The sequence below is a fragment of the Bacillus sp. LM 4-2 genome, assembly GCF_000978495.1.
Taxonomy (GTDB): Bacteria; Bacillota; Bacilli; order Bacillales; family Bacillaceae; genus Bacillus; species Bacillus subtilis.
Genome location: NZ_CP011101.1, coordinates 2560252 through 2574302, shown reverse-complemented (window position 1 = coordinate 2574302; position 14051 = coordinate 2560252). Strand labels below are relative to the sequence as shown.

The 14051-nt window shown below is 36.1% G+C and carries 16 protein-coding genes and 1 pseudogene; 15 read left to right on the top strand and 2 right to left on the bottom strand.

Annotation, left to right across the window (positions count from 1 at the left end):
• The first annotated feature begins 305 nt into the window (after nucleotides 1-305).
• From bslm_RS12865 to bslm_RS20915, 9 genes and pseudogenes are all read left to right on the top strand, one after another.
• Nucleotides 306-677 carry a YrdB family protein gene (locus bslm_RS12865; RefSeq protein ID WP_080480882.1) on the top strand — a complete coding sequence of 124 codons (372 nt, stop codon included), beginning with the start codon at nucleotides 306-308 and terminating at the stop codon, nucleotides 675-677.
• Between the two features lie 227 nt (nucleotides 678-904).
• On the top strand, nucleotides 905-1468 hold the full coding sequence (locus bslm_RS12860; RefSeq protein WP_015251614.1) for a cysteine hydrolase family protein: 564 nt from the start codon (nucleotides 905-907) through the stop codon (nucleotides 1466-1468).
• A 214-nt stretch (nucleotides 1469-1682) separates the two neighbouring features.
• Nucleotides 1683-1868 (top strand): annotated as a pseudogene (locus bslm_RS12855) (cytochrome P450); the annotation flags it as partial.
• A gap of 271 nt (nucleotides 1869-2139) precedes the next feature.
• The gene (locus bslm_RS12850; RefSeq protein WP_046381211.1) at nucleotides 2140-2415 is read left to right on the top strand and encodes a barstar family protein; all 276 of its coding nucleotides are present in this window, start codon (nucleotides 2140-2142) and stop codon (nucleotides 2413-2415) included.
• A 333-nt stretch (nucleotides 2416-2748) separates the two neighbouring features.
• On the top strand, nucleotides 2749-3222 hold the full coding sequence (gene azlB, locus bslm_RS12845) for an azlBCD operon transcriptional regulator AzlB (protein WP_021480168.1): 474 nt from the start codon (nucleotides 2749-2751) through the stop codon (nucleotides 3220-3222).
• 12 nt (nucleotides 3223-3234) lie between these two features.
• Nucleotides 3235-3999, top strand: coding sequence for an azaleucine resistance protein AzlC (azlC, locus tag bslm_RS12840; protein WP_046381210.1), 765 nt, complete (start codon nucleotides 3235-3237; stop codon nucleotides 3997-3999).
• Nucleotides 3996-4328, top strand: coding sequence for a branched-chain amino acid transporter AzlD (gene azlD / locus bslm_RS12835; RefSeq protein WP_003245988.1), 333 nt, complete (start codon nucleotides 3996-3998; stop codon nucleotides 4326-4328). The genes azlC and azlD overlap by 4 nt, the downstream gene beginning before the upstream one ends.
• 160 nt (nucleotides 4329-4488) lie before the next feature.
• Entirely contained in the window at nucleotides 4489-5811 is a 1323-nt protein-coding gene (brnQ, locus tag bslm_RS12830) for a branched-chain amino acid transport system II carrier protein (RefSeq protein WP_046381209.1), read from the top strand.
• Entirely contained in the window at nucleotides 5769-6086 is a 318-nt protein-coding gene (locus bslm_RS20915; RefSeq protein WP_015251620.1) for a hypothetical protein, read from the top strand. The genes brnQ and bslm_RS20915 overlap by 43 nt, the downstream gene beginning before the upstream one ends.
• 157 nt (nucleotides 6087-6243) lie before the next feature.
• On the opposite strand, the gene gltR is transcribed toward bslm_RS20915, so the two are convergent.
• A complete protein-coding gene (gene gltR / locus bslm_RS12820; RefSeq protein ID WP_019712544.1) occupies nucleotides 6244-7134 on the bottom strand; it encodes a glutamate biosynthesis transcriptional regulator GltR in 891 nt (296 codons plus the stop codon).
• Nucleotides 7135-7467: 333 nt separating this feature from the next.
• Here gltR and bslm_RS12815 point away from each other — a divergent pair, with 333 nt between their 5' ends.
• The 3 genes from bslm_RS12815 to bslm_RS12805 all read left to right on the top strand — a co-directional run bounded on the left by bslm_RS12815 (nucleotide 7468) and on the right by bslm_RS12805 (nucleotide 10218).
• Nucleotides 7468-7857 carry a tautomerase family protein gene (locus bslm_RS12815; RefSeq protein WP_004398711.1) on the top strand — a complete coding sequence of 130 codons (390 nt, stop codon included), beginning with the start codon at nucleotides 7468-7470 and terminating at the stop codon, nucleotides 7855-7857.
• A 288-nt stretch (nucleotides 7858-8145) separates the two neighbouring features.
• Nucleotides 8146-9093, top strand: a complete 948-nt coding sequence (czcD, locus tag bslm_RS12810; RefSeq protein ID WP_015714362.1) for a CDF family zinc transporter CzcD — start codon at nucleotides 8146-8148, stop codon at nucleotides 9091-9093.
• 87 nt (nucleotides 9094-9180) lie between these two features.
• Nucleotides 9181-10218, top strand: coding sequence for a flavin-containing monooxygenase (locus bslm_RS12805; RefSeq protein WP_019712545.1), 1038 nt, complete (start codon nucleotides 9181-9183; stop codon nucleotides 10216-10218).
• 122 nt (nucleotides 10219-10340) lie between these two features.
• Here the strand turns inward: bslm_RS12805 and czcR are convergent, their stop codons facing one another.
• Nucleotides 10341-11207 (bottom strand): LysR family transcriptional regulator CzcR, encoded by an 867-nt coding sequence (gene czcR / locus bslm_RS12800; RefSeq protein WP_015251625.1) that lies wholly within the window; start codon nucleotides 11205-11207, stop codon nucleotides 10341-10343.
• A 125-nt stretch (nucleotides 11208-11332) separates the two neighbouring features.
• On the opposite strand from czcR, the gene bslm_RS12795 reads away from it, so the two are divergent.
• The 3 genes from bslm_RS12795 to bslm_RS12790 all read left to right on the top strand — a co-directional run bounded on the left by bslm_RS12795 (nucleotide 11333) and on the right by bslm_RS12790 (nucleotide 14045).
• Nucleotides 11333-12298 (top strand): DMT family transporter, encoded by a 966-nt coding sequence (locus bslm_RS12795; protein ID WP_046160624.1) that lies wholly within the window; start codon nucleotides 11333-11335, stop codon nucleotides 12296-12298.
• 17 nt (nucleotides 12299-12315) lie between these two features.
• A complete protein-coding gene (locus tag bslm_RS20910; RefSeq protein ID WP_014477437.1) occupies nucleotides 12316-12459 on the top strand; it encodes a YrzO family protein in 144 nt (47 codons plus the stop codon).
• A gap of 281 nt (nucleotides 12460-12740) precedes the next feature.
• Nucleotides 12741-14045 (top strand): hemolysin family protein, encoded by a 1305-nt coding sequence (locus tag bslm_RS12790; RefSeq protein ID WP_046381208.1) that lies wholly within the window; start codon nucleotides 12741-12743, stop codon nucleotides 14043-14045.
• Nucleotides 14046-14051 lie beyond the last annotated feature (6 nt).

Genomic DNA, 14051 nt, shown 5'->3' with positions numbered 1-14051 from the left:
TGAGTAAAGCCTCCCAGGTATAATCTTTACTTCGTTCGACAAATTCTGCAAATTGTAGACAACTTCCTGATTATTTGGATAATTAACTGGGTAGGAGGGGAAAAGTTGTCATATTTCATTATACTTATCATCGTTCTATTATCGGAGCATTGGTAACAGCAGCAGTCGGTATCATCTCTTCAAAAGTAGAGGTAATCTCGCCGAAAACTACAATAGAATCTAAAGAGGAAGAACAGAAAAGTTTTTATACGCTGAAATAAAGCAGAGAAAGAGCATCTCCTGCGGGGGTGTTTTTTATAGAGGAGTTGGAAAAACTGAATCAGACTAATTTACTTTTAAGATTCACCCTTGAAATTGCTGCACTAATCTCCTTAGGGGTGTATGCTTGGATAAGCTTTAATGGTTATTTTAAATATGTTTTAACTTTGGTTTTACCTATTGCAGTTATGATTGTCTGGTCTGTATTTGCAGTACCTCATGATCCTAGTCGAAGCGGACAAACTGTAATAGCTGTAAACGGAGTAACAAGGTTAGTTATTGAATTATTGATCTTTGCAATGGCTGTTGCAGCGCTTTATTTTAGTTATTTAAAACCAGTTGGTATTGTCTTTTTATGTCTTATAATACTCCACTACATCATTTCAGCTGAGCGTATCAAATGGCTTCTAAATCAATAGTTTTTCATTTCAGCACTCGTTATTAGAGTGTTTTTATTATTCTCTGTAGAGCCAGTGATTCTCAGATTAGATTTGAAGGTTAACGGCTTGGGCACAGTTGCAGTATAGAACGCATTTTCCAATAAAGAAGGCGCTCATTTGAAATTCATCATTAAACAATTGTACAAAAGTAAAATTTGTATTTAGAATGTAGTAATAAATAGAAATTCTACGTAGGAGGGTATCTTGTGGAAGAAAAGAAAGCTTTAATCATTGTGGATGTACAAAAAGCCTTCGATGATAAAAAATGGGGGGAACGGAATAACGTAAAGGCGGAAGAAAACATTAGTAAAATACTAAAATTATGGAGAGAAAAAGGATGGACAGTCATATACATACAACACACTTCTGATAAACCTCATTCTTTATTCCATCCAAAGAATGAAGGGTTTGCGATAAAGGAAATAGTTAAGCCTATGGATGAAGAAGTCATTATAACCAAGACAGTAAATAGCAGCTTTATTGGTACGAATTTAGAAGAATTCTTAAAATTAAATGAAATAACCACTGTAGTCATAACTGGTTTAACCACGCCTCACTGTGTATCAACCACCACAAGAATGAGTGGTAATTTAGGGTTTGATACATACCTGATTTCAGATGCAACAGCAGCCTTCGGAATGAGAGACCAAAATGATACATATTATGATGCGGCGACTATTCATAATATATCTCTAGCTACATTGCATGATGAATTTGCCACAATATTGACAACTGATCAATTAATAAATGATTTTATAAAAACTCACTGATGAAAAACATTTTGCACAGTAAAACGGCAGGCGCTTTTCCAATAGGAAGGGCGCTTTAATTCGATTTCCTGCTTTACTTGCTCAGAGGAGATGTATCAATGTTTCTTTATCGACAAGCAAGGGCATATGAATAAGCTAAGTGGCAAAGCTACTCCATGAATCTTTTAATCAATATCCTTTTATGGATTTACTCGTAAAACGCGAAAAAAAAGATCATTCTTTTGGCCATGGCAATCATTTTTGCCTTGGTGCACAGCTAGCCCGCTTAGAAGCAAAGATTGCGATGTCCACCTTATTACGCCGCTGTCCAAATATACAGTTAAAAGGCGAAAAGGAACAAATGAAATGGAAAGGGAATTTTCTGATGAGAGCACTCGAAGAACTGCCGCTTAGTTTTTAATTTTTGGGGGATATGTGATTTTCAAACATATCTCGTTTTACTCCTCAATTAGATTAAACGATAGTAAAAGCTGTAACATAAAAATTTGATATGATAGCTTTTCAAAAACAAAGTTTAGCATTATTTATGCCTACCGGGCATGAAAATGTATTGCAAACACCAATAGTTTCCCCCTATTGGTGTTTTTTATTTGTTTTCAGCCTCATTTGGACAAACAGCTGTTACATAGTAAACGTTTGTTAAGATAAAATAATGGAGGGCATTGTTTCTAATGAGAAAAATAATAATAGATGGAAGAGACTTTGAAAATATAGAAGTTTTACATGATGTTTTAAAAGATAAATTAGACTTCCCAAACTACTATGGGAGAAATTTAGACGCTTTATGGGATTGCCTAACAGGGTGGGTGGATTTGCCGCTCACTTTAGTCTTGATAAATTTTGAGTTTAGTAAAAAGTTTTTAGGTTCATACGCTGATGATGTATTAGAAGTTTTACTAGAGGCTCAAGAGGAATTAGAGGACGAGTTTAAAATAATAATAGAGTAGACTTTCTGTTTTGTGAATTTTAACAATTTTCGTTCGTAGAAAAAGGCAATAGGGCACCACAAATTAAAATTTCGGTGAGACCGCAATAACTTTTTGGCTTATGATAAGTTTCTTATGATGTTGGTATCAAGTCACACAAGTACATAACTCTCCCATGACTTCTTTCTGATGTAAGTTAATTTCATTATGAGTTAATCGCGGGGATAATTTTATTCTGTGAATAATATTTTAAAGGGATTTAAATTTAAATAATATTTGATTAACGAATAAAAATTCGTTATTATTTAAATTGGATGAAATATAATTCTGTTAAGCTGTATTGGGGGTTATCAAATGAGTATTATGCTTGACGAAACTGATAAGGCCATCTTAAGAGAATTGCAGGAAGATGCTTCAATATCAAATCTGAATTTATCTAAGAAAATTGGGCTTTCACCATCAGCTTGCCTTGCAAGAACAAAGAACCTAGTAGAAGCAGGTATAATTAAAAAGTTTACGACTATTGTTGATGAGAAAAAACTTGGAATTGAAGTCACAGCACTAGCTCTCATCAACTTATCACCCTTAAATAGGGAGACAATTCATTCATTTTTAGAGGATATAAACAAATTCCCACAGGTACAAGAATGCTACACACTTACAGGAAGCCATGACTATATGCTTAAGATTGTGGCGAAGGACATGGAGAGTTATCGGAATTTTATCATTGATTCATTAATGCAGAACCCTGCTATTAGTGGAGTTGACACAAGCATAGTCATGAGTACAGAAAAAAGAACTGTCAGTGTGCCAATTGATGAAATGTAGGAGGTTGTTGATTTGAATAAAAATAAAGAATCGTTACATTTAAGCTCTCCTGCTATAAACACTCATATGAATAAGAGAAGTCAAATATGGGCTGCATTTCGTTCTGCATTCCCATATACAATTCCGATTTTTGCGGGGTTTTTGTTTTTGGGGATAGCTTATGGAATCTTTATGCATTCTTTGGGATTTAGCGCAATCTATCCAATCATCATGAGTTTTATGATATTTGCGGGCTCAATGGAGTTTGTTGCAGCGAATTTTTTACTTGGTGCGTTCAACCCTATGAATGCTCTTTTTTTGACGTTAATGGTCAATGCCAGGCATTTGTTTTATGGAATTTCCATGTTGGATAAGTACAGGGGGACTGGAAAGAAAAAGCTTTATCTGATTTTCGGAATGTGCGATGAATCATTTTCTATCAATTATACCGCTAATGTTCCGGCGAATGTTGACAAGGGCTGGTTTATGTTTTTTGTGACACTGCTTAATCATTTATATTGGGTCGCGGGGGCAGCGATAGGAGGTATTTTTGGGTCGTACGTGAAGTTTAATACCGAAGGGCTTGATTTTGTGATGACTGCTCTGTTTATTGTGATATTCATAGAACAATGGATGAAAGAGAAAAAGCATTACAGTGCTCTCACAGGACTTGGACTTTCAGTAGCCTGTCTTATCCTTTTTGGCGGAAACCAATTTATTATTCCTGCTATGCTCGCCATTTTAGGGGTACTGACTGTTCTGAGAAAACCATTGGAGAAAGCTGAGGTTTCCGTATGACGATGACTATGACGCAGCAAATGATCACCATTGCAATGGTCGTGCTAGGAACAATGCTGACACGGTTCCTTCCATTCATGATTTTCCCGTCTGGCAAACCGACACCGAAATATGTACAGTATCTTGGTAAAGTGCTGCCATCAGCGGTAATCGGGCTTTTGGTCATTTATTGTTTAAAAGATGTGAGTCTGCTTTCTGGAAGTCATGGCATTCCTGAATTAGTTGGAGCAGCTGCAGTTGTACTGCTTCACTTGTGGAAGAAAAATATGCTTCTTTCCATAGCGGGGGGAACCGTTGTTTATATGGTTTTGGTGCAATTGGTTTTTTAACCGATATCGGAAACTATCAAATCATGCTTTTATTAAACTTGATAAAAATATATAAAACTGACACAAGCTTATTTTGGAATCAACACTGTGCCAGTGCAAATAGCATCTGTAATGTTTCCTGGCTATTCAAGAAGTGTCTACTTTAATCGGAGGATATATAATGTCAAAAAAAGTGTCTGCTTCCTATATCATCATTATAGGATTAATGCTATTTGCATTGTTTTTTGGAGCAGGAAATCTCATTTTTCCACCTATGCTTGGTCAATTGGCCGGGAAAAATGTATGGGTCGCTAATGCAGGTTTCTTAGTGACCGGAGTTGGATTGCCATTACTGGCTATAACAGCATTTGTTTTTTCGGGTAAACAAAACTTACAGTCGTTAGCCAGCCGTGTTCACCCGGTGTTTGGCATTGTATTTACGACGATTCTCTATTTGGCAATCGGGCCTTTTTTCGCTATCCCGAGATCAGGAAACGTATCGTTTGAAATTGGGGTAAAACCTTTTTTATCAAATGATGCAGGCCCTGTCTCATTGATCATATTTACAATATTATTTTTCGGATTGGCATGCGTGTTATCACTTAATCCTTCAAAAATCATTGATATAGTTGGGAAATTTTTGACACCAATTAAGCTGACATTTATCGGATTGCTTGTAGTGGTAGCTCTTATTCGCCCAATTGGAACCATTCAAGCACCATCAAAAGGGTACACATCACAAGCGTTTTTTAAAGGATTTCAGGAAGGATACCTTACTCTGGATGCCCTTGTAGCATTTGTTTTTGGAATTATCATCGTGAATGCATTGAAGGAACAAGGAGCTTCTACCAAAAAACAGCTGATGGGTGTTTGTGCAAAAGCAGCCGCGATTGCAGCTGTACTCTTAGCAGTTATGTATACAGCTCTTTCCTATATGGGGGCTTCCAGCGTTGAAGAACTGGGGATTTTAGAAAATGGAGCAGAGGTTTTGGCTAAGGTTTCATCCTATTATTTTGGTTCTTATGGTTCAATCTTATTGGGCTTAATGATTACAGTGGCGTGTCTGACGACAAGTGTCGGACTGATCACTGCGTGTTCTTCATTTTTTCATGAACTATTCCCGAACATTTCTTATAAAAAAATTGCTGTCGTTTTATCAGTGTTTAGTACGCTTGTCGCAAATATAGGATTAACCCAGCTTATTAAGGTGTCAATGCCTGTCTTACTGACGATGTATCCTATCGCGATTTCCTTAATATTTTTAACGTTTTTGCATTCTGTATTTAAAGGGAAGACAGAAGTGTATCAAGGCAGTTTATTATTCGCATTCATCATCAGCTTATTTGACGGTTTGAAGGAGGCGGGAATAAAAATTGAAGTTGTGAATCATATTTTCACTCAGATTCTTCCTATGTATAACATAGGGCTGGGGTGGCTCATTCCAGCTATTACAGGGGGAATATGCGGCTATATACTGAGTATATTCCGAACAAAAACAAGTTGATCAATCAACAGCAATATCACTCAGATCTGCAGGATCTCCTCCATCAGTGGATACTTCAACTGTTACAATTGGATGTTCTGCCCCTGTCCAACCGAAAATATCAATCTTTCCGTTGTCACCCGAAATCTGTAGGTGAATATTTAATAGTTGTGAGAGCGATTGACTCTTTAGGAAATAGTCAGCCTTTAACTTCAAGACGCAACCAAGTTTCTAGGGCAATGATCTTCGTTCAAAATTCTTTGAATGAGGAAAATCTACATTCTAATATCGACTAGGTTTCACAATTCAGAGTGCAAAATCACGAAGAAAAAGCAAACTACATACCGAAGTTTGCTTTTTTGCTCTATACAAACAATGAGATGCGCCTATATTTTTATATCAGACAACTGATCAGAGGTATTTTGAGGCGAAGCCTGCCTTCCATCCATTTATTTACGATTGATCTGGCCTCTTTACCTGAAAATGATCCCTCATATGCGTTAAAAAAGCAGATAAAGCAGGGGTAATTAAAGTGTCTTTCCGCCTTATAAACATGGTTGATACGAAAGAATATTTGTCAGAGATAGTGTGGCTGCGAATGCGGCCTTCTTTTTCATGCGAAGCAATGATTGAACGAGGCAGCAGTGAAATCCCCAAGCCGGCGCTTACACAGCCAATGATCGCTTCAAGTATGCCAAATTCCATTAATTTTATAGGTAATAAACCTTCTTCTTGGAGGATATGATTGAGCTTTGCTCTGTAAGAGCATCCTTTACGGAATACAAGCATTGTTTGTGTTTGAACATCCTGAATGGAAGAAATCACAGGGTGTGAAGCGCTTGTAACAAGAACCATCTCTTCATCCAATACCTTTTCTTGAACTAAATCAGGGTGTTCAATAGGCCCTGAAATAAAAGCGCCGTTTAACTCATAATGTAAAACTGCTTGTATTTGTTGTTCCGTAGGGCCGGTTACTAGGTTCAAATCAACATTTGGATAGAGGTTATTATAATGTGCAAGGAGTTGAGGAAGCCAAACTGCAGCTGTTGTTTCCATTGATCCTATACGCAGTGGCCCAGAAGGCGCGGATGATTCGCCCATGGCTGCTCTAGCTTCTTCAATAGTATGTAGAATTTTCTCTGAGTAAGAAACAAGAATTTGCCCTGGGGGAGTAAGTGTGATTCCTCGACTATGGCGATAGAATAATTTTGTCTGTAAATCGTTTTCTAGTTGTTGTATCTTATTCGTTACGTTCGATTGTGCATAATTTAAAGTCTGAGCAGCCTTGGAAATACTGCCTTCACGAGCAGTAGTGAGAAAAACCTGTAACAACTGAATATTCATCTAGTCCTCCATAGTTGATATCTGATTTTGAGATGTCTTCCATCTTAATTTTGAATTATATATGATAGCAGAGCTTCATGTAAACTAAAGCTTAGAAGAATAAATGATTTCTAAAGTAAGTGATAAGGCTATTTCAAAAAATGGTTAATTTACTCGAAGTTGATTCTGTATATTGCCTATGGAAATACACATCATAACATAGGCTTGACTAACACCAGAATGAAGGGGTTATTGGGAAATTACTTTATTTTCTAATGTAGCAGCTGCTTGGAAATAGCTGACACATTAACGAATGAAATTAAAAAGACTGTTGTAGTAGAAGGAGGGGATTTTATGCCATTACTTCGTTTTGACTTAATAGAAGGGCGAGATCAATCAAGTTTGAAAAAACTTTTAGATGTCGCTCACAATGTTGTAGTAGAGGCTTTTGATGTGCCTCAACAAGACCGTTATCAAATTGTTCATGAACATCCAGAAAATCATATGATTATTGAGGATACTGGGTTAGGATTTAACCGAACTAAAAATCTTGTTGTTCTTTCAGTTACAAGTAAATCCCGACCGGAAGAGAAGAAACAAAAATTTTACAGGCTGTTAGCTGAAAGACTGGAATCTGAGTGCGGTATCGCATCAACTGATTTAATTGTATCTATTGTTGAAAATGATAATGCTGACTGGAGTTTTGGACTTGGTGAGGCCCAATTTTTAACAGGTAAATTGTAGTTGAATACTACCCTCAAATGCTTGATTGAAGAAAAGGATAGAGAAACTAGGGTAGCGGAGCAAACCATGTGTTTGCTCCGCTTTTTTATGTTTATAAAAGAATAATTAAGGAGGTATTGTGGATTTCTATAAAAAATATTTTGACATTTCAGTAAAGAGCAGATATATTTATATATGAACACATGCTCATATATAAATATTGTTTGCATTATGTTAGAATGCTTCATAACAGATTTGAAATAATAAATACATATGTATCAATAAACTTTAGGTAAGGAGGAGTTTTTTATGGGTCACAATCATAGTCACAATCATAATGAAGGAGCAAATAAAAAGGTTTTATTGATCTCTTTTATCATGATTACAGGTTATATGATAATAGAAGCTATAGGTGGATTTTTAACAAATAGTCTGGCGCTTTTATCTGATGCAGGCCATATGCTGAGTGATTCAATTTCATTAATGGTTGCCCTGATTGCTTTTACATTAGCTGAAAAAAAGGCAAATCACAATAAGACATTCGGCTATAAACGATTTGAGATTCTTGCAGCTGTGATAAACGGTGCTGCCTTAATTCTTATTTCTCTTTATATCATTTATGAAGCAATCGAACGCTTCTCTAATCCACCAAAAGTAGCAACAACTGGAATGCTTACAATTAGTATCATCGGGTTAGTTGTGAATCTATTGGTCGCTTGGATTATGATGAGTGGCGGAGATACAAAGAATAATCTGAATATAAGAGGAGCTTATTTACATGTAATAAGCGATATGCTCGGCTCTGTAGGTGCCATTTTAGCTGCCATCCTCATCATCTTCTTTGGATGGGGCTGGGCAGACCCATTGGCTAGTATCATTGTGGCTATTCTTGTTCTAAGAAGCGGTTACAATGTGACTAAAGATTCCATTCACATATTAATGGAAGGAACTCCAGAAAATATCGATGTCTATGATATCATTCGTACAATTGAAGGGACAGAGGGAATTCAAAACATTCATGATTTACACATATGGTCTATCACAAGCGGATTGAATGCTCTTTCTTGCCATGCAGTTGTTGACGATCAACTGACCATTTCAGAAAGTGAAAATATTTTACGCAAAATTGAACATGAACTTGAGCATAAAGGCATTACGCACGTAACCATTCAAATGGAAACCGAAGCGCATAATCACGACAATGCGATCCTTTGTCAGCCCAAAATGGAGAAGCCGCGTGACCACCATCACCATTAAATTTTTTATCTAACTTTATAGTGAGGAGATCAACTAGCATTTTGCAGATTCTGTCTACTGACAATTTGAAATTGGCGGGGTGATAATGTGTACGACACTATAGTAATCGGGGCTGGTCAAGCAGGGATCTCGATAGGGTATTATCTAAAGCAGTCCGATCAAAAGTTTATTATTTTGGATAAAAGTCATGGGGTGGGGGAGAGCTGGAAAGATCGGTATGACTCATTAGTTTTATTTACTTCTCGAATGTATAGCTCTTTGCCTGGAATGCATCTTGAAGGAGAAAAACATGGATTTCCTTCAAAAAATGAAATTGTTGCTTATCTAAAGAAGTATGTTAAAAAATTTGAAATTCCAATCCAATTACGGACAGAAGTAATAAGTGTCCTAAAAATAAAGAATTATTTCTTAATAAAAACAAATCGGGAAGAATATCAAACGAAGAATCTTGTCATTGCTACAGGGCCTTTTCATACCCCTAATATTCCATCAATATCAAAGGATTTATCCGATAATATTAATCAACTACACTCATCACAATATAAGAATTCAAAACAATTGGCATATGGAAATGTACTAGTAGTTGGTGGTGGGAATAGTGGTGCTCAAATAGCTGTTGAATTATCCAAAGAAAGAGTTACATATTTAGCTTGTAGTAATAAACTTGTTTATTTCCCTTTAATGATCGGAAAAAGAAGCATCTTTTGGTGGTTTGATAAACTAGGAGTTTTACATGCAAGTCATACATCAATAGTAGGCAAATTCATTCAAAAGAAAGGTGATCCAGTATTTGGGCATGAATTAAAACATGCAATAAAACAGAAGGAGATCATCTTAAAAAAAAGAGTCATTGCCGCAAAGCAAAATGAAATCATTTTTAAAGATTCATCTACATTAGAAGTAAACAATATTATTTGGGCTACTGGTTTCAGGAATCCCTTATGTTGGATAAATATAAAAGGTGTTTTGGATCAAGAAGGTCGAATCATACATCATAGAGGTGTTTCACCTGTAGAAGGATTGTACTTTATAGGTTTGCCTTGGCAGCATAGGCGAGGTTCAGCGTTGCTTCAAGGCGTAGGAAATGATGCTGAATACATTGTAAAACAAATGAACGGTGAATAAACGAAGCAGAGCAGTAACTCACATGTTTACTGCTCTATTTTTTGCGTGAATAAGGGTAGCGAAGTGGAGATGAGCCTTCTCTTTTATTTAAGAAGTTAGAATATAGAAAGAGAAAAATCACTTTAAGCCATACTCATATTTTTATGTTCAACAATGGTCTTAAGGAGGCTGCGCATTGAATTTGTCAGGTACGCATCTTTATGGCGTATAAAGATTGTGGAGATACAGCTGTCTTTCTCAGGTAATGGGTGGCAATAAACCTTACCTTGTGCAGCTAGATGCATAACTGCAGATTCCGGTACCACTGTTATACCGAGTCCAAGTGCAACACTATTTAAGATTGTCTCTAGGATGTTAAATTCCATCATTCTGTTTGGGAGCACACCTTCATCTTTGAGCCATTGTTCAAGCCTAGACCGATACCCGCACCCCTGGTTAAAAACAAGAATCGGAGTCGTTGAAAAATCCTCTATATTAAACGTTTTGTTACTGGTTACAAGAGTAAGTTTTTCAGTATAAACATCATATTGTTCCAGAATAGAATGTTTCAAAGGGCCTGAAATAAAAGCTCCGTCTAATTCGTGATTCATGACCTTTTTAATAAGTTCCTCTGTTAGACCAGCCTGCAATGATAAATCCACATTAGGATACTTTTTATAATAGGAAGCTATGATGGTCGGCAGTATCCTCACTGTTTCCACTGTACCGATTTTTAATATTCCAGACGGTATATCAGTATCTAGAAAGACTTGCTCCAGTTCTTCAACATCTTTCAAAATTTTGTTAACGTATTCAATCATTTTTCGGCCCTCTGGGCTTAGTGAAACCCCTTTTTTATGGCGATTGAAAAGAGGTGTTTTGAGCTCATTCTCTAATTGCTTAATCCGCGCAGTTACATTAGATTGTACATAATTTAACTCTTTTGCAGCACCGGTAATACTCTTGTGATGGGCTACGCATTTGAAAATTTGTAAGTCTCGCAGTTCCATGAAGATCCCCCCTTCATTAAAGTATCATTATCAATGATGTTTTTCATCACTTTTGTTCATTTTACTTGATGCTTACTTCTTTTTATAATTCTCATTGTAATTTTAAAGAAAAGGAGGGGAATTCAATGAAAAAAAGTCAATTATTCATTGGTGCCCTTACATGTTTAGTGGCAAGTATGTCTTGGGGCGCGATGTTTCCAGTTGCAGATCATGCATTAGAATTTATTGATCCGTTTTATTTTTCATTTATTCGCTACGGTGTGGTAACGATTATGTTAGTGATTTTATTATTGGTGAGAGAAGGAAAAAAATCATTTCATTTAGAGGGTAAAGCAAAATGGATCATTTTATTTGGGGTGATGGCGTTTACTGTATACAATGTTCTTATTTTTTTAGGTCAAAGGTTGATGGGGAAGTCTGGAATTATGACAGCATCCATTGCCGAGGCACTCATGCCAATGCTTTCAATTGTTATTCTATGGGGATATAAACATGTGAAACCTAAAAAATACACAATGATCAGTATATTGATTGCCTTTTTGGGGGCTTCGATGGTCATAACCAAAGGTAATATAAGTTTCTTTTTTTCATTAGGGGATCATCTATTCTCGCTACTCTTTATATTCATTGGTGTTTTAGGATGGGTTGTCTACACAATGGGGGGACAGTTATTCCAAGAGTGGTCCACACTTCGTTATTCAACATTGACATGTTTATTCGGCACAGCTATAACAGGAATCATGACAGCTATACTTACCGCGCAAGGTTACGTGTCGGTACCGAGTATTAAAGTGATTGCAGCAATTAAGTATGATTTTTTATTTATGATTACTTTACCAGGTATCATAGCCCTCCTTAGTTGGAACTATGGCATTAAAATCCTATCATCCATTAATGGGATTTTATTTATTAACTTTGTCCCCATTACTACATTGTTAATCATGGTGATCAAAGGATATAACATAACTGCATTTGATATAGTAGGAACACTGTTTGTCATTATTGGACTCATTTTAAATAACATATATCAGCGTAAGGAAGATTATAAGCAGGTATTACAAAAAGAAAAAACAAATTTGACTATCACTTAGACGGTGGGGGATTTAAAATGTTTGAAGGTTTATTGTTTTTCATTTCAGCTGGAATTGTCTGTGAACTTGCTGCAATTAATAGAAATGGCCGCAAAAATATAAAGCAACAGGCGGAATTGATTCAAATTTTAAAAGAAAACCTTAATAAAGACATTAAATAAATCAAGACGGTTGGATATTATTGAAACACACCAGAAAATTCAGGTGTGTTTTTATTTTGCTTTCTATTTTAAGTCTTAAAACGTCACCAATCGCTAGTTGAATACTACGGGAACCACTCTCCATACGGAAAAAGATGATTATTTACATCATTCAGAGTTGATTTTAGGTTCTTTTGAACTTATAATGTTATATATACTGTTTTTTGTTTATTCAGAAAAAACGGGTTATAAAAATAAATATTTATATCGGAGGTGTACGCCTTACTAGGTAAGGCAAATCATTGACAACCATTAACCTTATAATCTTTACTATTTTAATTGTCTTAACAGCATTTTTTGTTGCGACTGAATTTGCGATAGTAAAGATCAGGTCATCAAAAATTGACCAACTCATATTAGAGGGAAAAAAAGGTGCCGTATCAGCCAAAAAGGTCATTACTCATTTGGACGAATATTTGTCAGCTTGTCAATTAGGGATCACGGTTACAGCGTTGGGAATTGGCTGGGTTGGAGAATCGACTTTTGAAGTGATTTTGCACCCCTTATTTGCTCATTTTCATGTAAGTGAAACAGTCTCACATGTATTGATCTTAGTGATTGCTTTTGTGATGGCGACTTTTTTGCACGTTGTAGTTGGAGAACTTGCTCCTAAAACACTCGCTATCCAAAAAGCGGAAACCATCACTCTTTTGACTGCAAAGCCAATTATTTGGTTTTACCGCATCCTGTTCCCTTTTATATGGTTTTTAAATGGTTCAGCCCGGTTTATAGTAGGACTCTTCGGTTTGAAACCTGCATCAGAACATGAACTTGCTCATTCTGAAGAAGAACTGCGCATCTTACTGTCTGAAAGCTATAAGAGCGGTGAAATCAATCAAAATGAGTTGAAATATGTAAATAATATTTTTGAATTTGATGAAAGAATCGCCAAAGAAATTATGATTCCGAGAAGAGAGATCGTAGCGATTTCTAGTGAGGATTCTTATGAAACTATTGTTAAGACCATTAAGACAGAGAGCTATACAAGGTACCCAGTCCTAAATGGAGATAAAGATTCAATCATTGGTTTTATCAATGCTAAAGAATTTTTGTCAGCTTATATTGACACAGACCAGAAGATAAAAGAGGATTTCAAGTTAGAAAATCATATCAACCCTGTTATCCATGTTATTGAATCCGTTCCAATTCATGATTTATTGGTAAAAATGCAAAAAGAGCGAACACATATCGCTATTCTTGTGGATGAATATGGCGGCACTTCAGGTTTAGTCACTGCTGAAGATATTCTTGAAGAAATTGTCGGGGAAATCAGAGATGAATTTGATAAAGATGAAGTGCCTAATATTAGAAAAGTAAATGATAATCACTATATCTTAGATTCGAAAGTGCTCATTGAAGATGTAAATGATTTATTGGGAACAACGTTAGCAAGTGACGAAGTGGATACAATAGGCGGCTGGTTTATGACTCAACAAATAGACGCTGCAGTTGGGTCCGTTATAGAAGCCGATGGGTATATTTTTAAAGTGCACAAAACAGTTGGCCGGCATATTAATTATTTAGAAATTGTCCGGAAAAAAGAATAACATCTG

Coding starts and splice junctions, on each gene's coding strand:
- bslm_RS20915 (WP_015251620.1), top strand. CDS start 5,769: ATGCGGCTATATACTGAGTATATTCCGAACAAAAACAAGTTGATCAAT.
- bslm_RS12850 (WP_046381211.1), top strand. CDS start 2,140: ATGAGAAAAATAATAATAGATGGAAGAGACTTTGAAAATATAGAAGTT.
- brnQ (WP_046381209.1), top strand. CDS start 4,489: ATGTCAAAAAAAGTGTCTGCTTCCTATATCATCATTATAGGATTAATG.
- gltR (WP_019712544.1), bottom strand. CDS start 7,134: ATGAATATTCAGTTGTTACAGGTTTTTCTCACTACTGCTCGTGAAGGC.
- bslm_RS20910 (WP_014477437.1), top strand. CDS start 12,316: ATGTTTGAAGGTTTATTGTTTTTCATTTCAGCTGGAATTGTCTGTGAA.
- czcR (WP_015251625.1), bottom strand. CDS start 11,207: ATGGAACTGCGAGACTTACAAATTTTCAAATGCGTAGCCCATCACAAG.
- bslm_RS12795 (WP_046160624.1), top strand. CDS start 11,333: ATGAAAAAAAGTCAATTATTCATTGGTGCCCTTACATGTTTAGTGGCA.
- azlB (WP_021480168.1), top strand. CDS start 2,749: ATGAGTATTATGCTTGACGAAACTGATAAGGCCATCTTAAGAGAATTG.
- azlD (WP_003245988.1), top strand. CDS start 3,996: ATGACGATGACTATGACGCAGCAAATGATCACCATTGCAATGGTCGTG.
- bslm_RS12815 (WP_004398711.1), top strand. CDS start 7,468: ATGCCATTACTTCGTTTTGACTTAATAGAAGGGCGAGATCAATCAAGT.
- czcD (WP_015714362.1), top strand. CDS start 8,146: ATGGGTCACAATCATAGTCACAATCATAATGAAGGAGCAAATAAAAAG.